Source organism: Mesorhizobium sp. SEMIA396 (assembly GCF_024518615.1).
GTDB lineage: Bacteria > Pseudomonadota > Alphaproteobacteria > Rhizobiales > Rhizobiaceae > Mesorhizobium.
In genome coordinates this window covers 25,008-46,500 of the sequence record NZ_JANIFC010000008.1, presented here as the reverse complement: position 1 = coordinate 46,500, position 21,493 = coordinate 25,008, and the positions used below count along the sequence as shown (strand labels likewise).

Below are 21,493 nucleotides of genomic sequence, written 5' to 3'. Positions count from 1 at the left end.
TCGGTGACGCCGGTAAATACTGGCAGAAGCTGCATGCCGTGTCATTTATTTATTCCGAGACTCGAAAAAAACTCGAAATGACATCAAAATCCATCAGAATCGATGTTGACAGCGTTCGGGCGTTGGCCCAGTATTTTTTCGAGGCTCGAAAAAATAGAGCCTCTGTGCCGGCCCTCGGGTCAGTTTGGTCGCGCCATACGCGGCGCAGGGAGGATAATATGAAAAGATTCACGGCCGCCATCCTGGCGGGTGCCGCCATGTCGCTGACGCTCGCGTCTGTCGCGCAGGCGAAGGACAAGGTTGTCGGCGTTTCGTGGTCCAACTTCCAGGAAGAACGCTGGAAGACCGACGAGGCCGCCATGAAGACGGCGATCGAGGCCGCCGGCGACAAGTACATCTCCGCCGATGCGCAGTCCAATCCCGGCAAGCAGCTTACCGATGTCGAAAGCCTGATCTCGCAGGGCGCTAATTCCCTGATCATCCTGGCGCAGGACGCTTCGGCCATCGGCCCGGCCGTGCAGAAGGCGCTGGACGAAGGCATTCCGGTCGTCGGCTATGACCGGCTGATCGAGAACAAGGACGTCTTCTATCTGACCTTCGACAACAAGGAAGTCGGCCGCATGCAGGCCCGCGAAGTGTTCAAGGTCAAGCCGGAAGGCAACTACGTCTTCATCAAGGGCTCCGGTGCCGATCCCAATGCCGACTTCCTGTTCTCGGGCTCGATGGAAGTGCTCAAGGAAGCCATCGACAGCGGCAAGATCAAGAATGTCGGCGAAGCCTACACGGATGGCTGGCTGCCCGCCAACGCCCAGAAGAACATGGAGCAGTTCCTGACCGCCAACGACAACAAGGTCGACGCGGTGGTCGCGGCCAATGACGGCACTGCCGGTGGCGTCGTCGCGGCGCTGACGGCTCAAGGCTTGGCCGGCACCGTGCCGGTCTCGGGTCAGGACGGCGACCACGCCGCGCTGAACCGCATCGCCCTCGGCACGCAAACCGTGTCGGTGTGGAAGGACGCGCGGGAGCTCGGCAAGAATGCCGCCGAGATCGCCTCGCAACTGGCCGACGGCAAGAAGACGAGCGACATCGCCGGCGCCAAGGACTTCACGACGCCGGGCGGCAACACCGTCAAGTCGCTGTTCCTGACCCCGGTTGCCATCACCAAGGACAATCTCAACGTCGTCATCGACGCCGGCTGGATCAAGAAGGACGAAGTCTGCGCGGGTGTCGCCGCCGGCACCGTGGCGGCCTGCAACTGATCCGTACCACTTTGCAATATCTGAACGCCGCGGCCCAAAAGCCGCGGCGTTTTCTCAAAGAATTCTGTTTCCGCATCATGCGGATAGCTTCTAGGCTGGGCTCCGGCATGCGCGTCAGACGGCCAGCCGGTGGGAGGAAACCATGACCGATACGACGTCAAACCCGCAGACCGATACGGCGCGCGCGTCGGAACTCGGCGCCGTCGCCCGGTTCCTGAAGGCGACCGAGATCGACACCCGCATGCTCGGCATGATCGGCGCGCTGCTGGTTATCTGGATTGGGCTGCATGTCATTTCCAGCCTGCGCCTTGGCGTCAATCCGCTCGATTTCGACAGCCGCACCTTTCTCACGCCGCGCAATCTGTGGAACCTGTCGGTGCAGACATCCGCGGTTGCCATCATGGCCTGCGGCATGGTGCTGGTCATCGTCATGCGCAACATCGACCTGTCGGTCGGTTCCGCCGAGGGCCTGATCGGCATGGTGATGGGATTTGCCCAGGTGCATTTCCTGGTGCGCTTTGTCGGGCTCGAACTCGGCAACCCGTGGATCTGGGTCCTGGCACTGGTCATCGGCCTGGCGCTCGGCCTGTTGATCGGCGCTTTTCAAGGCTTCGTCATCGCCTATCTCGAAGTGCCCGCCTTTATCGTGACGCTGGGCGGCCTGCTGGTCTGGCGCGGTGCCGCCTGGTGGGTCACTTCAGGCCAGACCGTGGCGCCGCTTAACGCCACTTTTCAGCTGATGGGCGGTGGGCCGGCGGGATCGATCGGCGCGACCTGGAGCTGGGTCGTTGGGATCGTCGCCTGCCTCGCCGTGGTGTTTGGGCTGTTCAACGGGCGGGTGCAGCGCAAGCGTTTCCGGTTTCCGCTACGTCCGATCTGGGCCGAGGCGCTGCTTGGAGTCGTCACCTGCGGCGCCATCATGGGTGCGGTCTGGCTCGCCAACTCCTACCCCTGGCCGATCGGCATCGTGAACAGATATGCGGCCGCCAACAACATCACCGTTCCCGAAGGCGGCCTGTTCATCGCCCACGGTATCGCGATACCGGTGCTGATGGCTGTCGCCGTCGGGCTGGTCATGACCTTCATCACCAACCGCACCCGTTTCGGCCGCTATGTGTTCGCCATCGGCGGCAATCCCGAGGCGGCCAATCTCGCCGGCATCAACACGCGATGGATCACCATGAAGGTGTTCATGATCATGGGCGTGCTGGCCACGATTGCCGCGGCGATCTCCTCGGCCCGGCAGAATTCGGCCACCAACGTGCTTGGAACGCTCGACGAACTGCTCGTCATTGCAGCCGCCGTGATCGGCGGCACGTCGCTTGCCGGCGGATCGGGAACGATCATCGGCGCCATGCTGGGCGCCCTGCTGATGCAGTCGCTGCAGTCCGGCATGGTGCTGCTCGGCGTCGACTCGCCGCTGCAGAGCATCGTCGTCGGGGCCGTACTGGTCATCGCCGTGTGGCTCGACACCGTCTATCGCAAGCGCGTCTAGGAGGGCATGCCATGAATGACAAGACTGCTCCTGCAGCCACCGCGCTGATCGACATGAGGAACATCTCGATCGCGTTTGGCGGCATCCGCGCCGTCGACGACGCCTCGATCGATCTTTTCCCCGGCGAGGTCGTGGCGCTGCTCGGCCACAATGGCGCCGGCAAGTCGACATTGATCAAGATCCTGTCCGGCGCCTACAAGCGCGATTCGGGCCAGATCTTCGTCAACGGCGAGGAGGCATCGATCTCCAATCCACGCGACGCCAAGAAATACGGCATCGAGACGATCTACCAGACGCTGGCGTTGGCCGACAATGTCGACGCCGCCGCCAATCTGTTCCTCGGCCGCGAGCTGATGACCGCCTGGGGTACGCTCGACGACGTTGCCATGGAGGCCGAGGCGCGCAAGGTGATGGGCCGGCTCAATCCCCGCTTCCAGCGCTTCAAGGAGCCGGTGATCAAGCTGTCGGGCGGCCAGCGGCAATCGGTGGCGATCGCGCGTGCGATCCTGTTCAACGCCCGCATCCTGATCATGGACGAGCCGACGGCGGCGCTTGGTCCGCAGGAAACGGCGCAGGTCGGCGAACTGGTCAAGCAGCTCAAGTCCGATGGCATCGGCATCTTCCTGATCAGCCACGACATCCACGATGTGTTCGAGCTTGCCGACCGGGTCTGCGTCATGAAGAACGGTCAGGTCGTTGGCACCGCCCGCACCACCGATGTCACCCAGGACGAGGTGCTGGGGATGATCATTCTTGGCAAATGCCCGCCGGGCGCCATTCCAGGACCGGGTGCGCTGAAGATCGCAGCCTGAGATCAAGCCAGCTCGCCGTTGCCGGACACGTGATATGCCAGCCGTAAGGATGGCTTGGCCGTGGCATTGTGTTGGCACGGCGACTTGCCCATAAAGGTCCGATATCGCTCAGGGACCGCACGATCCGTTGAAGAAGCTTTTCCCGATCATCGCCTTTATCGCCGTCGCACTAATCAGCATGGTGATGGCAGGTTTCGCCTATTTCGCCACACAGGAAGCCGCGCGCATCAAGTTCGAGGCGACTGCCGACGACGCGCTCAACCGGATCGAGAGCCGCATCGACCTGCATCTGTCGCTGCTGCGCTCGACGCAGGCCCTGTTCGACGCCCGCAATGGCGATATTTCTCGCAATGAGTTCAAGGCGTTCTTCAACGCGCTCGATGTCGACAAGAATTTCGCCGGCTTGCGCGGCATCGGTTTCCTCAGGCTGGCAAAGACGGGCGACAAGGCGACGGTCGAACGCGATATGCTGCACGATTATGGCGTCAGTCATCCAATCTACCCGGATACCACGCAACCCTGGCGTACCCCTATCGTGCTGTTCGAACCGCTGGATCCATCCAACCAAGCCGCCATCGGCTACGACATGTTCAGCGAACCGATGCGGCGTGTGGCGATCGAAAAGGCGATGTCCGACGACCAGCAGCACGCCAGCGGGTTGGTGCAACTGGGCCAGGACACGGGCGCCTCGCAGACGTTCACCGGCTTCTTCGTTTTCGTGCGGCTCAATGTCGAAACCGCTCCCGACGTCATCAATGCTTCGAGATCCTCGACATCAGGTTTTCTCTATGCGGCCTTCCGGGCTCGCGATCTGTTCCAGACCGCGCTCAGCCGGTCGCCGCTACTGCCGGTCAACACCGAAATCTATGACGGCGATGGTGCCGTGAGCGGCGACAATCTGCTGTTCCGGTCGGAGACGCCGCCGGCTTCGACTTTCGGGGACAGGCTGCTGGTCACCCGAAAGATCATCGTCGCCGGACGGCCATGGACTGTCCTGTTCCGGCCGACAAGCGCCTTCTCGCAGCCGTCGTCGCGCGCCATTCCGGTGATGCTGGGGCTATTCGGCCTGCTGTTGGCGGGCGCCATCGCGCTGGTGGCGCGATATCAGGAGCGGGCCTATGAGGCAGCGTCGCGGTTGCACGAAACCACGGAAAAGAGCCTGATCGAAAAAGACCTGATGCTGCAGGAGATGAAGCATCGCATCAAGAATTCGATCACCAGGGTGCTGGCGATCGCGCGCCAGACGGCATCGCGGGCTACCGACGTCAACGAGTTTTCCGCATCTTTCTCGGCCAGGCTGCAGGCGATGGCAGCGTCCCAGGACATGCTGACGCGCTCTCGCTGGCAGAAGGCCGATCTTGGCGATCTCTTGCGCATCGAACTCGGCCAGGTGTTCGGCAAGGAGTTGCCCGAGGGGCTGCTGTCAGGGCCGCAAGTGCTGCTTGACGAAACCACGACGCAAGCGCTCGGCCTGACCTTCCACGAACTGGCGACGAATGCGCTGAAATACGGCGAAGCCGGCAATTCCGTGGGGGCACTGAAAGTGGATTGGTCTCTGGAGGGGCGTGGGCGCGACAGGACGCTGGCCCTCAACTGGCGCGAAAACGGGCAGAAGAAACTCGAAGCTCCCGCCGAAACCGGCTTCGGCACCAAGCTGATCGATCTCAACGTGACGCGCGAATTACGCGGTACGATCAAGCGCGACTACCAGGCCAATGGGCTGAACGTGGAAATCAAAATTCCACTCGCCAATTGAGCGCGACCTTCTCCCGAAAAGGATCAAGCGTCCGGACATGAAAAATCCGAAGGCCAGCAGACCAGCCTCCGGATCGACGTTTCGATTATCGCCGAATTAGTTGCAGCGAGCCGTGTAGATCCGGCCGCGATGATCGCGATATTGGCAATAGCCGTTGCGCAGATTGCGCACCAGCAGGCCGGAACCGGCGCCAACGGCCGCGCCGATCAGCGCGCCCTTGCCGCCGCCGACCAAGCCGCCGACACCGGCGCCGATCAAGCCGCCGCCAACCACGTCCTGTTCGGTCGAGGTGCAGCCGCTGACGGCAACCACCGCAACCAGGGCAATAATCATCTTCCGCATAGAGTCACTCCTCACTTTTTGTCCTCACTTGGTAAAGCTCCAGCTGCCATTTAGCATGAAATGACGGCCTTTGCTGCTGCAATCTATTGTTGGTGAAGATAGTCTTTTTCTGGGCCTGCCGCGTTCGACGCCATTACCAGGCTGGAAATTGCCAATGAAGCGTCAAGCGTACCATCGGCGCGCACGTTCCAGACGATCTGATCATAGTCGTCTTCAAGCACCGGATCGACGGCAAGACATTTGGCGACGATGTGATCAGCCTGCCCTTGCACGTCGCCCAAGACGAATGGGCGCTCGGCCACACATTGCTCGGCGGTCGCGAAAATGCTGACGGGCACCTGGAGTTCACGGCAGTCGGCCATCGTGTTCGAGCAACCGATGACCAGCAGCAATGCAGCGATATGTTCCATGGCGGGAAAGTCCTCTCGCCATAGTAACGGTCTACATCAGCCAAAGTTCCTGGCGCGCTGGCAGGGAAATAAGACGGCGACAATTGATTCTGTCGCCGGCCGAAACGAGCTGGCCTCAATAGACCAGCTGGTACAGGGCGACCACCACGATCACCGCCACCAAGGCCAACGCAACAAGGCGCAAGGCTCCGTTGGGGACAGGGGCCAGCGGTGGCGCGGATGACTCGGAGTCCTCAAACTCGCCCATGGAAATCCGGGCGGCCTGCTCCAGTCTGTTCATATCGGCAACCGTCAAGGCATTCCCTCCCGCACCATGCTGCAAATCCTGCTGCGGAAATGTTCGGTGATGCAACAGGTTCCAGCGGTATCTGGGAAAAACAGCATCTGCTTTTATGGTGAACAGCTGGTTAAGAAAGCTCGGGTCGCTCAATCCGTCTCGAAATTGCCGTGTGGAACGACAAGGCGGTACTCGAGACGGCCAGCCGCGATTTCGAGCGTCGCCGTTCCGTTCAGTGACGCCGGCACGACCCGTTCGAGTGCGACGCTGCCGAAGCGCTTCTCGCTACGCCTGACATCACTGGCTCCGATTGCCTCGGCCCATGTCAGCGACAGGGAGGTTCCCGTGTCGGCGGCGGTCAGGTTGGCTGTAACATTGACGAATCCATCGGGCCGCGACAGGGCGCCATAGCTCACCGAATTGACGGCGAGTTCATGCATCGCAAGGCCGATATGCAGGGCAGCGTTGGGATTGAGATAGGGGTTGGCCCCCTGAAACCTCAGGCTGCGAACCGGATCGCCGCCGTAGCGGCCCACTTGGCCCGATACGAGTTCGCGAAGTGCGGCGCCCCGCCAGTTGGAAGAGGTCACGAGATCCTGGGACGAAGCCAGCGATTGCAGCCGGCCGCGAAAACGTGTCAGGAAATCGCCGATGCTGTCGGAGTAGCGACCGGTCTGGGTGGCTATGCTCTGGATGATCGCCAGCAGGTTTTTCGAGCGATGGCTCACCTCCCGCAACAGCGTCGTCAGGGTCTGCTCACGGCGCTTCTGCTCGGTCGTCTCGACCATCGTGGTGACGACGCCTTGCACCGTGCCGCCGTCGCCGTGGTCGGCATCGATCCAGACCTCAAACCAGCGGCTGCCATCCTCGACGGGAACGCTGATCTCGAGACGTTGGGGGTTGCCGGATGCAATGACGTCGCGCTTGGCCGCGCCGATGCGGTCGGCCTGCGCCTCCGGCAAAATACCGATGCTGTCGGCGGTGTCCGAAACCCAGGGCGCACGCATGTTGCGCGCCCATACGGTTTTCATCTCGCGATCCTGGTAGAGAACGGAAATGCCGGCATTGTGCAACGCGTGAAGAAGGGCGCGGCCGAGCTGCATGCCGCTTTCGGCAGGATGGAGGGCGATGACTTCATCGCTTTGCACGTCGTCCTTCCTGTTTCCGGTCCTGGAACCCATCGGCCAAACTGTCCACCCAATTCAGGCTGAACGGCTCACCGGTGAATGGGTTCCAAAGAGGTTTCCCGAACCCGCCGCCAAAAAACGGTCCGCCGGACGGCGTCCTTTGAAGGACACCGCCCGGCGGTGGCTGGAAACCGTTTGAGGGGTGCGGCTTCCAGTGTTCGGCCGTCCGTCTTTACGAAGCCCTTTTGAACAGGCCCGCAAGAAGCGAAATGACCAGGAAAGCGAGGAAGATGAAAAACAATATCTGCGCTATGCCGGCAGATGTACCGGCGATGCCGCCGAAACCAAGCGCGCCGGCGATGATCGCAACGACGAGAAATACGAGCGCCCAGTAAAGCATGATGCATCTCCTTCGAATGATGCGATAAAAACGTGGGTGGTTGCGGTTTGTTCCCACCCTTTGCCGAAAAAGACCGAGCTTGCAATTCGTTCGGCAGCCGGACGCGCAGGAAATTCGCCCTCACCGCCCGATGCGTGGATCAGGCGGCCCGAAGTGAAGAATTGAAGAATTGAGTTGATGAATTGACGATTTTGATGATCTGGAGAAATCGGCGAGCGAGGCTATCGCCTTCAATCCTCAATTCCTCCACTCCTCAATTCGCGACTATGCGGCTGCTTTCGCCTGCCGGTCAAAAAACAGTGCCTGGCTGATCAGCGCCTTGACCATGTCGGGATTGAACGGCTTGGTGACCAGGAAGGCTGGTTCCGGTCGTTCACCAGTCAACAGGCGCTCGGGGAAGGCGGTGATGAAGATGACCGGCACCGACGTCGATGACAGGATCTCGTTCACGGCCTCGATGCCGGAACTGCCGTCGGCAAGCTGGATGTCGGCCAGCACCATCTTCGGCCGTGTCTTGCCGAACATCATCACGGCCTCGGCATGGGTGCGCGCCGTTCCAACGACCCGGTGCCCGAGGCTCTCGACCATTTCTTCGATATCCATGGCGATCAGCGGTTCATCCTCGATGATCAGAACGTCGGTTGCCACCTGGCGGGATATCTCGTTGCTCGCCTGGGCAAGCAGCTCTGAAAACTCCTGGTCGCCGACGTCGAGGATCTCAGCCGCTTCGTCCTCGCTGAAGCCTTCGACAGCCACGAGGAGGAAGGCCTGACGGGGCCGCGGCGCGATCGCATTCAGATTGGCGGCGGTGCGCTGTTCCCACGCCGATTGCGCCTGCTCCTGTGGAACGCGGATGGCGACCGATGTGAACAGCTTGGCGAAAACCTTGTACAGCGCGATGCGGTCGCTCGATGCTTCGGGAAATATCTCGATATCGGCGATGATGGCCTCGAGCATCGCGGCTACCAGCGCATCACCACTCTCTTGCGACCCGGAAACAGCCCGCGAGAAGCGGCGCAGGAAGGGCAGATGTGGTGCGATGGTGGCGGATAAGCTCATGGTAAGACGTCTCCCTCAGAATGACGTGAATGCGTAGCAGGTCAAGCTGACTGCAAGCCCTGACGATAACGCGGATTTTTAGAAAAAGTTCCGCCTCGACGGAACAAATACCGGGGAGGGGCGTTTGGGGTCGGGATGGGCAACCAGACGAGGGCGCCGCTTGCGTTGTGTTGAGTATGATAAGAGCGGTTTGAGCGCTGGGAATACAAGGGCAAAATGAAGGATATGACGAAAGATATTCTGGCTGGCGCCGAGAGCAGGCGCCGGAACGGTTCTGGTGATGCTCTTGGGCCGAACTCCGAAATCGGACGCAAACTCAAACAATATTACGACGCGCTGGTCTCCGACGATGTGCCGGATCGCTTTTCCCAGTTGCTTAGCCAGCTGGAACGGGCTGAACCCGCACAGAAGAAGGACTGAGGCATGGCCGCGGTCTCACAAGGCTTCAAGACCGATCTGCTTGGGGCAATCCCAAGTCTGCGCGCGTTCGCCGTGTCGCTGACGCAAAATGCCGACAAAGCCGACGACCTCGTCCAGGAAACGCTCGTCAAGGCCTGGGACAAGCATGAGAGCTTCCAGCCCGGCACCAATCTCAAGGCCTGGCTTTTCACCATCCTGCGCAACGAGTTCTATTCGCAGATGCGCAAGCGCGGGCGCGAAGTGCAGGACAGCGACGGTATCATGACGGCCAGGCTTGCCGTTCATCCGGCCCAGCACGGCCAGCTCGACCTGAAGGATTTTCGCGGCGCCCTGGAGCAATTGCCGGAGGACCAACGCGAAGCCATCATCCTCATCGGCGCATCTGGTTTCTCCTACGAGGAGGCCGCCGAGATCTGCGGTTGCGCGGTGGGAACGATCAAGAGCCGCGTCAGCCGAGCCCGTACGCGCTTGCAGGAGATCCTGAAAATATCAGGCGAGGACGAGTATGGTCCGGACGCAATTTCGGCCCAGGTAACGAGCTCGCCGGCGAGCTGACCGCGATCGTGTCTCAAGCGCGTCCGCAGGCCGCGGCGACCGCTTGCACGAGGTCTTCACCCGAATAGGGTTTGCCAACCAGCCTGACGCCCGGAAACGATGCCTTGATTTCATCGACATCCGAATAGCCCGACGCAAACACGAAAGGTATGCCTGCCGCGCGCAGCCCGGAGGCGAAATCGATGGTTGAGGCGCCGCCCAGCATCAAGTCGACAATGGCTGCATCGAATCGCGTGGCGACCTCGCGGCCATCGACCTCGGTCAGGTCACGGGCGATCACCACCTCATCGGCGCCATGGTCGCGGCAAAGCTGCTCGACGTCCATGGCGATCAGAAATTCGTCCTCCAGGACCAGAATCCGCAATCCGTCGAGCAATGTGGGCACAGGCAAAGACTCCTTGAAACGCCGGAGTCATGATCGCTAATTCGCTTGCTGTCATTTAAAAAAGACATGTGGCAAGCGGGCGGAACCTCAATCCTTGCAACGCGTTGAAACGCGCTCTCCAAGAGCGGCTTTCGAAGGGGGGTCGAAATGTCGGTTCAGAACAATAGCGCTTTCTCCAGCCGCCAATATCCTTGCGAGAACTGCCCATTGCGGCCGTTGCCGATTTTTCGCGATTTCGAAAAACAGGAACTGGCCTTCATCAGCAAATTCAAGAAGGGCGAACTCGCAGTCGAAAAGGGTGGCACGGTGCTGGTGGAGGGAAGCCATAGCGCCCATCTCTACACCGTGCTCTCCGGCTGGGCGTTTCGCTACAAGCTGTTGCTGGACGGCCGCCGCCAGATTCTCAACTATCTCATGCCCGGTGATCTGATTGGCCTGCAAGGCAGTGTGATGGGCGAGATGCAGCATTCCGTGGAGGCACTGTCGCCGATGCTGCTGTGTGTTTTCGAGCGCGAATATCTGCATGAGCTGTACCGCAATCATCCCGGGCTGGCCTATGACATCACCTGGATCGCATCGCGTGAAGAGCGGATGCTGGACGAGAATCTGCTCAGCCTTGGGCGCCGCAGTGCGATCGAGCGCGCTGCCTATCTCATCGCCTTCATCGGCAGCCGCGCCAAGGTTGTCGGACTGAATGGCAACCAATCCGTCCAGATACCGATCACGCAACAGCACATCGCCGATACGCTTGGCCTGTCGCTGGTTCACACCAACAAGACGATCCGCAAGCTGATGGATCGCAAGCTGATCGTCTGGCGCGACGGCGGCTGCGTGGTTTCCGACAATGAAGGGCTCAAGCGGCTCGCCGGCTGGGAAGGGCTGGGTGAAGCGCGCCGGCCATTAATCTAAGGAAGCGTGTTTTGCCGGAGCCGGCGGACCGGGTGCGCGCCGATGCGTTTTCGGCTACTTTGTCCCCAATGCCGGAACCTTGAGACGCGCAGCGCGTTTGAAACCAAGCAATCACAAGGAGTTAAGCCATGGCCACTGCCGCAGGAAAGACCGCAAACGACGCCCGTGCAAATGCGGACCTGGAAGCCGACATCAGGCAGTTGAAGGCCGACATCGACAAGCTCACCAAACAACTGGCCAAGACCGGCGAGCATGGCTATGGCACCGCGCGCCGCGCAGCCACGGAAGGGGTCGAACAGTTGCGTGCGCAGGGCGAAGCAGCCTTTGACAGCCTGCGCAGCAATGCCAAGGACATCGAAGCGCAGATGATGGCAAGCGTGCGTGAAAAGCCGGTGACGTCACTGGCGATCGCCGCCGGCGTAGGCTTCCTTTTCGCGCTCATCGCGCGTCGCTAGTCGCGCTCCAGATGGGAATGTTGGCAACCCTGATCTCGGGCCTCGCCTCGGGGGAAACCGTGGCCGCCATACACCGGGCGCGCACGGCGGCAATCGTCTATGTGATCGCCATGGCCGCCGCACTTTGCGGTCTCGTTTTTCTTGTCGGGGCCGCCTATATCTGGACGGCGATGCGCTATGGGCCGCTTGCCGCGGCACTGGGGTTTGGCGTCGGTTTCCTGGTGCTTGCCGGACTTATCCTGCTGATCTACCGGATCTCCGCAGGCTCACGCGCCCGGCGCCGGGCGCAGCGCCGCAATGCCGACATGAAGGCGATCGGCATCACCGCCGCACTCGCCGTGCTGCCGAGTCTGCTCAAGGGAAAAGGCGGTCTCGGCGTCATTCTGGGGCCGGCCGTGGCGCTCGCGGCCTACGCCATCTACCGCGAGAATGTGAAATCCGACGATCTGGATGAGAGCGAACGGATATAGAGCTGTTGGGAGAGGTCACTTTGACAACTCTTCCAGCGGCATCGATATTTCGGCAAACACGCCTTCCGGCCGGAATTCATGGGTCACTTCGCTGGAAATGACCTTGGCTAGGCTGCGGCGAATGAGGATCGAGCCGAAGCCGTGCCGATCCGGCGGAGCGACTTGCGGGCCGCCGCTTTCGCGCCAGGTCAGCACAAGACGCCGGGCATCCCTCCTGCCTTGCATCCTCCAGCCGAGATCGACCCTGCCTGACGGCACCGACAGCGAGCCATATTTCAGCGCGTTGCTGGCCAGTTCATGCAGGATCAGGCCAAGCCCGACGGCCTGGTCGGGCGACAGCAGCAGGTCGTCGCCGGAGATCGTCATGCGCGGCTGCTCGGCCGTTTCGAAAGGTTTGACCTCGATCTGAACGAGTTCACTGATGCCAATGCCGCGCCACTCGCGGTCCGACAACAGATTGTGGGCGATGCCCAAGGCCTGAAGCCTGGCGCCGAACGCCTCGAGGAACTCGCTTGGCTGGCGGGCATGGCGCACGGTCTGCGTTGCCAGCGCCTGGACGGTCGCCAAAGTGTTCTTGACGCGATGGTTGAGCTCACGCAGCAGCAGCCGTTGGCGTTCGTCGCCGAGCTTACGCTCGGAGATGTCGTAGTTGACGCCGAAGATCAAGGTCGGCTTGCCGTCGCCGTCACGCTCGATGACACGGCCGCGCGTGGCGAGCCAGCGCGGCGGATGAAAGCCCTTCACCCGGTATTCGCCGAAATAGTCGTCGCTGCCGGTCAGGGCGTCGCGAAAGCGGGTTTCGGTCTGGTAGACGTCACGCGGATCGATGGCGGTGAGGATGTCGCGTGCGCGCAGCCGGTTGGATCGCGGCAGGCTGAACAGCTCCGACATCAATGTGTCGCATTCGATGATATCGGTGCGGATATCCCATGCCCAACTAGCGAGCGACGCCGCATCGAGTGCGATGGCGCGTCGTTTTTCCTCGCGAACCAGTGCGGCCTCGGCGATCGCGCCGCTGCGGGTTGTGTCCTTGAGGGTGAACAGGCTGGCGGCGAGGCCGGCGAGCGACTTCAACTGGTCGAGCTCAGCGTGGGATGGAAAACCATGCGGCGAGCGGTCGAGCACGCACAGCGTGCCGATGCGGGCACCTGCCACAACCATCGGCGCGCCGGCATAGAAGCGGACATGGTGCTTTCCGGTGACCAGCGGGTTGGTCTTGAAACGGGGATCCGTCGTTGCATCCACCACCACCATCGGTTCGTCGCCGGCGGCAATCGCATGGGCGCAGAAGGAGACGTCGGTCGCGGTTTCGGCCTCGTCCAGGCCGAAGCAGGATTTGAACCACTGCCGTTCGAGGTCGACGAGCGTGACCAGGGCCATCGGCACCTGCATCACCGCCGCGGCAAGGCTGCTGACGCGGTCGAAATCGGGATCGGCCGCTGTATCCAGCACCTCCAACCCGTGCAGCACGGCGAGCCGGTCAACATCCTTGACTGCGCGCGCAACTTCGGCCGGCAGCTCGGGCACTGTTTGCGTCTTGCCAGTCACCCCACTTGCCTCGTCCCGGTCTTCGCCGTCGCCTGCTTGCGCTGGTGCAAGGCCAGCGCGCTTTTCCGGAACCATCCTAGCGAGGAACCGTTACCCGACCATGATTTGCCGAGCGCGCCAGCTGGTGCAGAATGAGACAGGGATCGAGCATGGCCAAGATCATTCCAGAAAACAAGGCGCGGCAGGGGCGATGGGGCTGGCATGGATTTCGAATCCTGATCGCCGCATTGCTTCTGGTGTTTGCTGCGTGGGGCATTGCCGAGATTTATGGTGTGTTGATCAAGGCGCCAACCAGCGATGAACAGCATGTCCCCACGCCCAGCACCACCGAGCAGGCTCCTGCTGGCTAAAGCCGGTTTGTTCGTTGCAACGCATCGCATCAGGCGGCTCTCGATTGGGCCGCGCTCGCCGGCACCAGTACATTCAGCGCGCCAGGCTGGATTTCGATTACCGTTTCACGGTCAAGCCTGACCAATTCGCCGTCCATCACAGCGCGAAACTTGCGGCTGCTCGAATGGATTTTCAGCACCGTTCTGTTCGTCTGGTGGATTTCGACATGTTCGTTGTCGCGCCATTTGCCGCGCGCCACGTTGAAGAAAAACTTGACCAGTTCGGCGCGCTGCTTCGCCACCGTGACATAGACACCGAGTACGCCGCCCGCCGGATTGTCGGCGTAAGGCAAATGGCCTTCGCCGAACAAATTGTTGGTGATGCCGATGCCGGTGATGCGTGCCGCCATTTCGGCTTCGCCGATGCTGAGCGTCACATTCATCGCAGGTGGATTGTTGATCGTCGCCCAAGCCGCTTTGGCCGAGGCGCGGATCTTTCCCAACCGCGAACCGAACTCCATCTTCTGGCGCAGTTGCACCATCTTTGCATGCATGCCGATCGAGAACTGATGTATGAAAGGTTGGCCATTGGCTGTCGCCACGTCGACCGCGATGATTTCGCCGTCGGCGAAGGATTTCAGCGCTCCATCGAGTGACTGCGGAATGCCCAACCCCCGCGCGAACAGGTTCATGGTGCCGGCCGGCAATATGGCAAGCGCCTTCTTCGTGCCCATCAGCCGCGCGGCCGCGGCGGAAATGGTCCCATCGCCGCCACCCGCCAGCACGACGTCGACAGAGCGACGCGAAGCCGCGCTGTCGAGCGTTTCCACCACGTCCTTGCCGGCGACAATTTCGATGCTGAGCGAGTGCCCTGCCGTCTCCAGCGTCTGATGCATCCTGTCGGAGAAGGCGACGAGGTCGGTGGTGCGCAAAGTGCCGCCATCCCGGTTCAGCACCGCTGCGAATTTCATACCCCGCTCCACCATGTCAGCCAAAAAGTGGCCGGGACACGCCCAGCCGATGGCTGAAACGCGGCGGCGACGGAAAAGGTTCCCTTGACACGAACGGGCTTCTAAGCCGCTCGATCATTTCTGTGATTTCGATTTCCGGACGGCGCGGTTTTGTCGGAACAACAGACTGGTCACAACGTTGTGAACCTGTAGATGCCGCGTCCGACTTTCCGGCGAAGACGCGGCGCATGAGATCAGGCACGAGGAGAGACTATCATGATCCGCAATCTTTTAGCCACGACCGCACTCGCAACACTGATCGCGACGGGCGCATATGCGCAGAGCGCGACGACCCCGGCGCCGGCACAGAGCCCAGCCGTTCAGGAGTCAGGCGCCGCGACGGTCCGCGCAGAGGGCAGCATCGTCACCAACATCATCGGTGAATCCGTCTACAACGGCACCGGCGATGATGCCGAGAACATCGGCAATGTCAGCGACGTCGTCTTCGACAAGGATGGGCAGGCGAAATCCGTCGTCATCGACGTTGGCGGTTTTCTGGGTGTCGGTGCCAAGAGCGTCGCCTTCGAGTACGGCAAGCTGCAGTGGGCCGAAAAGAATGGTGACCGCTGGCTGGTAGCCCAGACGACCAAGGACGAGTTGACCGCTCAGGCGGAATTCGACAGCCAGCCCTACAGTCCGGCCCCCGCACCTGCGGCATCGACCGACGCGACCGCACCTACGGCACCTGCTACGACGGATACGGCACAAAAGCCGGCCGACATGAACGCCGCTCCGGCGGAACCGGTAAAGCGCGCGGACGGTAACCTTGCCACCAACATCATCGGTGAAGACGTATATAACGGAACCGGTGATGACGCGCAGAATATCGGCGACGTCAACGACATCGTGCTGACCAAGGAAGGCAAGGCCGAGTCCCTGGTCATCGGCGTGGGCGGTTTCCTTGGCCTCGGCGCCAAGAATGTCACCTATGATTTCTCTAAGGCGCAGTGGGCCGAGAAGAATGGCGACCGCTGGCTGGTGGCCCAGACCACCAAGGAAGAGCTGCAGGCGCAGCCCGATTTCGACCGCAAGGCCTATGATCCGGCGCCGGCCACGACGGCTTCCAACGAGCCTGCGGCCACCGCTCCGGCTGCTGTGCCGTCCGACACGACGGCTCCTGCTGTCGCTCCGGCAGATAAGACCGCCGAAGCTCCGGCAGCGACCACCCCTGACGCCTCGGCTCCCGACCAGACACAGACTGCCGCCATCGACAAGTCGACGTTGACCGAGATGCCGGTCGGCGAGATTCGTGCCGATGACCTGAAGGGCACGACTGTCTACGGCGCAAACGACGCCAGGGTAGGCGAAATCGGCGATGTCGTGCTTGCGCCTGACAACAAGACGGACGCGGTGATCGTCGACGTTGGCGGCTTCTTAGGCGTCGGTGAAAAGGAGGTCGCGGTTGGTATGGATAATCTCAAATTCATGACCGACAAGGACGGCAACAAATATCTTTACACGACCTTCACCAAGGAACAGCTCGAGGCTCAAACCGCCTATGATAAAGGCAGTTACGCCGAACAGCGCGATCAGCAGCGCATGATCGTAAGGTAATTCTGTTCAGCCCAATGAAGCCCGCGCTGGCAACGGCGCGGGCTTTATTTATGTGTGGCCAGGTGGCAGGCCAGCGGCATGGCCGACGAGGCCGTTCTGGGTCAATTCGGCCAGCGCCAGCGACTGGTCGAGATGTTCGGCCCGCCAGGCGAGCAGCCGTTCGGCGAATTCCAGGCGCACGGTGAGATGGCCGGGGTCGGCCGCGAGATTGTCCAGCTCGCCCGGATCGCTTTTTAGATCAAAGAGCAGCGGCGGCAGATTGCCGCCGAAATGCACATATTTGAAATGCTCCGTGCGGATAACGGCGAGGTTGCATTGGCGTGCGGCGATGCCGAAATGGTTTTCGGCCTCGCCCGCGGCAATCGAGCGGAAGTCAAACTCCCAATGTGCGGCATCGCGCCAGGCCGTAGGGGTTTCTCCGCCCAGGAACGGCTTCAGCGAGGCGCCGTCGAGATGCGGCGCGGGCTTTTGGCCGAGCAGGTCGAGAAGCGTCGGCAAAATGTCGACCGCTTCGGTGAAGCTGTCGACACTGCCGCCGGTCGCCTTGCCTTGGCGCGGATCGCGAATGATCAGCGGAATGTGGTAGCTGCCGTCGAAATAGCCGCCCTTGCCCAGCATGAAATGGTCGCCCATCATCTCGGCATGGTCCGAGGTCAGAACGATGATGGTGTCGTCCCACGCGCCTGCGGCCTTAACCGCTTTCCAGACGCAGCCGAGTTGCGCATCGACCTCGGAAATCATGCCGTAATAGATCGCGCGGATGCGGCGAAAATCGTCATCGCTCCAGTCGTGCACCTTGCCTCTGGCGTCTGGGCGGAATTTTATCTGTTTCTGCCGGCCGAGATCATAGGCAAGATAGGGATGGTTTTCCGCCTCTTCGTGCCAGCTTGCCGCGCGCCGGAAGGCCGGGCTGTCAGCCGGATCGTACATCGTGTTGTAGGGCTCCGGCACAATGAAAGGCGGGTGCGGGCTGATGAAGGAAAGATGCGCGAACCACGGCGTGGCGTCCTCCTGTTCGCCAAGCCAACGCGTGAATTCGCCGGTCAGGAAAGCCGCCGGCGTTTGTTGCCCGGAGTAGACGGGCGGCGCGTTGCTGATGGTCCCGGCCACGCCGTCGGCCAGCGGACGGTGGATGTCGGGGGACCCGGCGCTGGCGTCGACACCTTGCAGTTCCAGCCAGGATAGCCATTGCTTCTGGTGCTCGGGCAGCAACTGGCGCACCGTAAAGCCCGGCAGCACGCCTTCATAGCTTTGCAGCCGCGGATCGCCCGGCGCCAGCAGGCGCGGATCGAGCGAGACGTCGGTGTAGCCGAACAGCGTCGGATCATAGCCCAGGGCGCGAGCCGAGAGCGCGATGTTGCCGTGGCGAGCGTCGAGCGGCGTGCCGTTGCGGCAGACGCGGTTGTTCATCTGGTAGAGGCCGGTGTAGAGGCAGGCGCGAGCGGGCGAACAGGGTGCCGCGCCGCCATAGTGCCGCTTGAACAGCACACCCTCCGCGGCCAAAGCGTCGGTATTGGGCGTCTGCACGACCGGATGGCCGGCTGCGGACAGACAATCGCCACGCCACTGATCGCATGTGATCAGGAGAATGTTGGGCCGCCTGGCTTTTCCAGTCACTCACGATACCTTTTTCGCGGGATGTCGAACGCCGTTCATGGAACCGAATTCCGGCCACGGCGCAAGCCCGACTCTGCGGGCCAATTGGTGAACGAACCTTGTTCCATCGTTCACTTTTACGACACAGTCCATTCTGTGTTTGCCGCCTTTGCCTAAACTGCTCTGGTCCTCATATTGGCGTGGACAGCGGCGAGGGCCGCACATGCACCAAGGAAGGAGCAAGACAATGCTCGACCAGATCAAGGGCCTGCATCACGTCACATCGATGGCCAGGGATGCCCGCCAGAACAACGAATTCTTCACCAGGAAACTCGGCCAGCGCCGGGTCAAGAAGACCGTCAATTTCGACGCGCCCGACGTCTACCACCTCTATTACGGTGACGAGACCGGCACGCCGGGTTCGGTGATGACCTATTTCCCTTTCCCCGATATAGGCAAGGGCCGGCATGGGGTCGGGGAAGTCGGAACCACCGTCTACTCGGTGCCGGAAGGCACGCTTGGCTATTGGGAAAGCCGTTTTGCCGATGAGGGCGTCACCGGCCTGTCGCGCGAAGAGACCTTCGGCGAGAAGCGCCTGGCTTTTGCCGGACCGGATGGTGACGGCTTCGCGCTGGTCGAGGGCAAGGGTGACGGCAGAGCACCCTGGGCGAAAGGCGGTGTTCCGGTCGACCAGGCGATCCGCGGTTTACATTCGGTATCGCTCAGGCTGAAGGATGGCGGCGCCACCGAGGAGCTGCTGAAGTTCATGGGCTATGAGGAAGTCGACAAGTCCGGCAATCTCAGGCGGCTGGCGGTGAAGAACGGCAATGGCGCCGACGTCATCGACATCGAATCGCTGCCGAGCACGGCCTTCGCCGATCTCGGTGCCGGCTCTGTCCATCACGTCGCCTTCGCGGTCGAGAACCGCGCCAGGCAGCTCGAGGTACGCAAGGCGTTGATGGACACCGGTTATGGGGTGACGCCGGTGATCGATCGCGACTACTTCTGGGCGATCTATTTCCGCACACCGGGTGGCGTGCTGTTCGAAGTCGCCACCAACGAGCCGGGTTTCGATCGCGACGAGGATACCGCTCATCTGGGCGAGGCGCTGAAGCTGCCGTCGCAGCACCAGCACCTGCGGCCGTATCTGGAACAGCATCTGCAGAGACTGGAAGGCTGAGGTCATGAGCAAGGACGCTTACATCTACAAGCTGCTGCCCGGTTCGCCGGGTGGTCCATTGCTGTTCGTCTTCCATGGCACTGGAGGCGATGAGAGCCAGCTTCTGTCGCTGGGGCGCGATCTCGCGCCCCAGGCAACCATTATCTCGCCGCGCGGCGATGTGTCCGAACAAGGTGCTGCGCGCTTCTTCCGCCGCACCGGCGAGGGCGTCTACGACATGGAGGATCTGGCACGGGCGACGATCAGGATGGCGGGCTTCGTCAAGGCCCATGTCGAAGCAGCGAAGCCATCGGCCGTGCTGGGTCTCGGCTATTCCAACGGCGCCAATGTCCTGGCCTCGGTGGTGTTCGCGGTTCCAGCCCTGTTCGACGCGTCGGTGCTGATGCATCCGCTGATCCCGTTCGAGCCGCAGGTGAAGGGCAGTCTCGCCGGCCGCCATATTCTGATGACCGCCGGCAAGCGCGATCCGATCTGCCCGCCGAACCTGACCACGCGGCTCGAGGCCTATTTGCGTGCCGACGGCGCCGATGTCACAGTGGAATGGCACGATGGCGGGCACGAGGTGCGGCCAAACGAGATCGAGGCGGCACGGCGGTTCTTTGCCGATGCTGCCCAAGGAGCATAGCGATGCCTGACCAACTGCCTGAGATCGAACTTGAGGATCGCGGTTCCAAGGGCCGCTATGTCCTGCGTGGACCCGATGGCGCAGAGGCCGAGATGACCTTCACCAAGATCGGTGAGCACCAGATCATCATCGACCACACCGAAGTGCCGGACGTCTTTCGCGGCCAGGGTGCCGGGCTTCGCCTCGTCACCCGCGCCGTCGAGGATGCGCGTGCGGCGGGTAAGAAGATCATCCCGCTCTGCCCGTTCGCCAACGCCCAGTTCCGCCGCCATCAGGAATGGGCCGACGTGCTGAAGCGGTAGGGATTTCGTTGCCTGAAACGTTGCGGCAAGCGGCTGCCATCCTCCCGGGGCGGTCTGGCATTTGCGCGGGTGGCGCATCCTGCCTAAGTAGGTATGGTATATCTCAGCCGCCGCCGACAAACGAACCGAATGATCCCCTATGACCGAAACCGATCTCGTTCCCGTCTTCGACGGCCACAATGATACGTTGCTCAGACTCTATCAGTCGAAAGACACGGACGTCGAAAAGCTGTTCATCGAGGGGAAATCGGGCGGCCATATCGACCTGCCGCGCGCGAAAGCCGGCGGCTTCGCCGGGGGCATGTTCGCCATCTTTCCGCCACCTGTCGAGAAATCCAGGCGCGGCGCCGTGCCCCTGGCGCCGAGCGCCGCCGAACCGCTGCCCCCCGAGGTTCCGCGCAATGAGGCGCTGACCTCGACCATCGCGATGGCCTCGATCCTGTTCAGGCTGGAACGGGCCGGAGCGCTCACCGTCTGCCGCAGCGCCGGCGATGTGCGCGGTGCCATGGCGCAAGGCTCGATCGCCGCAGTGTTCCACATCGAAGGGGTCGAGGCGATCGATCCCGAGCTCACCATGCTCGACGTGCTGCATGAAGCCGGCCTGCGTTCCCTCGGCATCGTCTGGAGCCGGCCGAACGCCTTCGGCCACGGCGTGCCGTTCCGCTTCCCGTCCTCGCCCGACACCGGCCCCGGCCTCACCGATGCCGGCAAGGCGCTGGTCAAGGCCTGCAACCAGTTGAAGATCATGATCGACCTCTCGCATCTCAACGAGAAGGGCTTTCGCGATGTCGCGGCGCTCAGCGATGCGCCGCTGGTCGCGACCCATTCCAACGTGCACGCGATCTGCGGCCATTCGCGCAACTTGACCGACTGGCAGCTCGGCGCGATCCGCGAAACCGGCGGCATGGTCGGGCTGAACTTCGCAACCGGCTTCCTGCGCGAGGATGGTCGCATGAATGCCGACACAAGCCTCGACATCATGGTGCGGCATATCGATTCGCTGCTGCAGGCGCTGGGTGAGGACGGCGTTGGTCTTGGCTCCGATTTCGACGGCGCCATGATCCCGGCCGTCATCGGGGATGTCGCCGGCCTGCCGAAGCTGATCGATGCATTGGCGGCACGCGGTTTCGGCCGCGCACTGATCGAAAAAATCGCCTATCGCAACTGGCTCAATATGCTCGAGAAAACGATAGGTTAGAGACAGCCTGCGGCATGGCG

25 protein-coding genes are annotated in these 21,493 nt (G+C 61.8%); 15 read left to right on the top strand and 10 right to left on the bottom strand.

Features of this window, described 5'->3' with window-relative positions; translation table 11 throughout:
- The first annotated feature begins 218 nt into the window (after positions 1–218).
- The 4 genes from xylF (at position 219) to NP503_RS19530 (ending at position 5,322) form a co-directional block, all read left to right on the top strand.
- The gene (xylF, locus tag NP503_RS19545) at positions 219–1,259 is read left to right on the top strand and encodes a D-xylose ABC transporter substrate-binding protein (RefSeq protein WP_013529274.1); all 1,041 of its coding nucleotides are present in this window, start codon (positions 219–221) and stop codon (positions 1,257–1,259) included.
- A gap of 142 nt (positions 1,260–1,401) precedes the next feature.
- Entirely contained in the window at positions 1,402–2,754 is a 1,353-nt protein-coding gene (locus NP503_RS19540; RefSeq protein ID WP_127267718.1) for a sugar ABC transporter permease, read from the top strand.
- 11 nt (positions 2,755–2,765) lie between these two features.
- Positions 2,766–3,566, top strand: a complete 801-nt coding sequence (locus NP503_RS19535; protein WP_127267717.1) for an ATP-binding cassette domain-containing protein — start codon at positions 2,766–2,768, stop codon at positions 3,564–3,566.
- A 127-nt stretch (positions 3,567–3,693) separates the two neighbouring features.
- Complete coding sequence (locus tag NP503_RS19530) at positions 3,694–5,322, top strand: CHASE domain-containing protein (protein WP_127267716.1); 1,629 nt, start codon at positions 3,694–3,696, stop codon at positions 5,320–5,322.
- A 96-nt stretch (positions 5,323–5,418) separates the two neighbouring features.
- On the opposite strand, the gene NP503_RS19525 is transcribed toward NP503_RS19530, so the two are convergent.
- The 6 genes from NP503_RS19525 to NP503_RS19500 form a co-directional block, all read right to left on the bottom strand.
- Positions 5,419–5,664, bottom strand: coding sequence for a YMGG-like glycine zipper-containing protein (locus NP503_RS19525; RefSeq protein ID WP_023810994.1), 246 nt, complete (start codon positions 5,662–5,664; stop codon positions 5,419–5,421).
- 83 nt (positions 5,665–5,747) lie between these two features.
- Positions 5,748–6,074, bottom strand: coding sequence for a hypothetical protein (locus NP503_RS19520; protein WP_127267715.1), 327 nt, complete (start codon positions 6,072–6,074; stop codon positions 5,748–5,750).
- 115 nt (positions 6,075–6,189) lie between these two features.
- Positions 6,190–6,504, bottom strand: a complete 315-nt coding sequence (locus NP503_RS19515) for a hypothetical protein (RefSeq protein WP_236383520.1) — start codon at positions 6,502–6,504, stop codon at positions 6,190–6,192.
- A complete protein-coding gene (locus tag NP503_RS19510) occupies positions 6,501–7,532 on the bottom strand; it encodes a sensor histidine kinase (protein WP_164748875.1) in 1,032 nt (343 codons plus the stop codon). Before NP503_RS19510 ends, NP503_RS19515 begins: the two co-directional genes overlap by 4 nt.
- Before the next feature lie 178 nt (positions 7,533–7,710).
- Entirely contained in the window at positions 7,711–7,878 is a 168-nt protein-coding gene (locus NP503_RS19505) for a DUF1328 domain-containing protein (RefSeq protein ID WP_013529282.1), read from the bottom strand.
- 264 nt (positions 7,879–8,142) lie between these two features.
- Positions 8,143–8,937: a response regulator gene (locus tag NP503_RS19500; protein ID WP_023810997.1), complete on the bottom strand. Its 795-nt coding sequence runs from the start codon at positions 8,935–8,937 to the stop codon at positions 8,143–8,145.
- A gap of 216 nt (positions 8,938–9,153) precedes the next feature.
- Between NP503_RS19500 and NP503_RS19495 the strand changes: the two genes are divergently transcribed.
- Both NP503_RS19495 and NP503_RS19490 read left to right on the top strand, forming a co-directional pair.
- Positions 9,154–9,357, top strand: coding sequence for a NepR family anti-sigma factor (locus NP503_RS19495; protein WP_127269630.1), 204 nt, complete (start codon positions 9,154–9,156; stop codon positions 9,355–9,357).
- Positions 9,358–9,360: 3 nt separating this feature from the next.
- On the top strand, positions 9,361–9,912 hold the full coding sequence (locus NP503_RS19490) for an RNA polymerase sigma factor (protein ID WP_013529285.1): 552 nt from the start codon (positions 9,361–9,363) through the stop codon (positions 9,910–9,912).
- Positions 9,913–9,925: 13 nt separating this feature from the next.
- Here the strand turns inward: NP503_RS19490 and NP503_RS19485 are convergent, their stop codons facing one another.
- On the bottom strand, positions 9,926–10,237 hold the full coding sequence (locus NP503_RS19485) for a response regulator (RefSeq protein ID WP_164748877.1): 312 nt from the start codon (positions 10,235–10,237) through the stop codon (positions 9,926–9,928).
- 207 nt (positions 10,238–10,444) lie between these two features.
- Between NP503_RS19485 and NP503_RS19480 the strand changes: the two genes are divergently transcribed.
- From NP503_RS19480 to NP503_RS19470, 3 genes are all read left to right on the top strand, one after another.
- On the top strand, positions 10,445–11,206 hold the full coding sequence (locus tag NP503_RS19480) for a Crp/Fnr family transcriptional regulator (RefSeq protein ID WP_127269632.1): 762 nt from the start codon (positions 10,445–10,447) through the stop codon (positions 11,204–11,206).
- Between the two features lie 128 nt (positions 11,207–11,334).
- Complete coding sequence (locus tag NP503_RS19475) at positions 11,335–11,661, top strand: YqjD family protein (RefSeq protein WP_023811001.1); 327 nt, start codon at positions 11,335–11,337, stop codon at positions 11,659–11,661.
- Between the two features lie 11 nt (positions 11,662–11,672).
- Positions 11,673–12,131: a hypothetical protein gene (locus NP503_RS19470; protein WP_127269173.1), complete on the top strand. Its 459-nt coding sequence runs from the start codon at positions 11,673–11,675 to the stop codon at positions 12,129–12,131.
- 15 nt (positions 12,132–12,146) lie between these two features.
- On the opposite strand, the gene NP503_RS19465 is transcribed toward NP503_RS19470, so the two are convergent.
- On the bottom strand, positions 12,147–13,658 hold the full coding sequence (locus NP503_RS19465; protein ID WP_164748878.1) for a sensor histidine kinase: 1,512 nt from the start codon (positions 13,656–13,658) through the stop codon (positions 12,147–12,149).
- 170 nt (positions 13,659–13,828) lie between these two features.
- Between NP503_RS19465 and NP503_RS19460 the strand changes: the two genes are divergently transcribed.
- Positions 13,829–14,029 carry a hypothetical protein gene (locus NP503_RS19460; protein WP_127269171.1) on the top strand — a complete coding sequence of 67 codons (201 nt, stop codon included), beginning with the start codon at positions 13,829–13,831 and terminating at the stop codon, positions 14,027–14,029.
- A gap of 29 nt (positions 14,030–14,058) precedes the next feature.
- Here the strand turns inward: NP503_RS19460 and NP503_RS19455 are convergent, their stop codons facing one another.
- Positions 14,059–14,979, bottom strand: a complete 921-nt coding sequence (locus tag NP503_RS19455) for a diacylglycerol kinase family protein (RefSeq protein WP_127269170.1) — start codon at positions 14,977–14,979, stop codon at positions 14,059–14,061.
- Between the two features lie 255 nt (positions 14,980–15,234).
- Between NP503_RS19455 and NP503_RS19450 the strand changes: the two genes are divergently transcribed.
- Positions 15,235–16,572 (top strand): PRC-barrel domain-containing protein, encoded by a 1,338-nt coding sequence (locus NP503_RS19450; protein ID WP_127269169.1) that lies wholly within the window; start codon positions 15,235–15,237, stop codon positions 16,570–16,572.
- 48 nt (positions 16,573–16,620) lie between these two features.
- Here NP503_RS19450 and NP503_RS19445 read toward each other — a convergent pair whose 3' ends face one another.
- Positions 16,621–18,189: an alkaline phosphatase family protein gene (locus NP503_RS19445; RefSeq protein WP_127271286.1), complete on the bottom strand. Its 1,569-nt coding sequence runs from the start codon at positions 18,187–18,189 to the stop codon at positions 16,621–16,623.
- Between the two features lie 226 nt (positions 18,190–18,415).
- Between NP503_RS19445 and NP503_RS19440 the strand changes: the two genes are divergently transcribed.
- The 4 genes from NP503_RS19440 (at position 18,416) to NP503_RS19425 (ending at position 21,473) form a co-directional block, all read left to right on the top strand.
- Positions 18,416–19,348, top strand: coding sequence for a VOC family protein (locus NP503_RS19440; protein WP_127268952.1), 933 nt, complete (start codon positions 18,416–18,418; stop codon positions 19,346–19,348).
- Positions 19,349–19,352: 4 nt separating this feature from the next.
- The gene (locus NP503_RS19435) at positions 19,353–19,973 is read left to right on the top strand and encodes an alpha/beta hydrolase (RefSeq protein WP_127268953.1); all 621 of its coding nucleotides are present in this window, start codon (positions 19,353–19,355) and stop codon (positions 19,971–19,973) included.
- A gap of 2 nt (positions 19,974–19,975) precedes the next feature.
- Positions 19,976–20,275, top strand: a complete 300-nt coding sequence (locus NP503_RS19430) for a GNAT family N-acetyltransferase (protein ID WP_013529296.1) — start codon at positions 19,976–19,978, stop codon at positions 20,273–20,275.
- 139 nt (positions 20,276–20,414) lie between these two features.
- A complete protein-coding gene (locus NP503_RS19425; protein ID WP_127268955.1) occupies positions 20,415–21,473 on the top strand; it encodes a dipeptidase in 1,059 nt (352 codons plus the stop codon).
- Positions 21,474–21,493 lie beyond the last annotated feature (20 nt).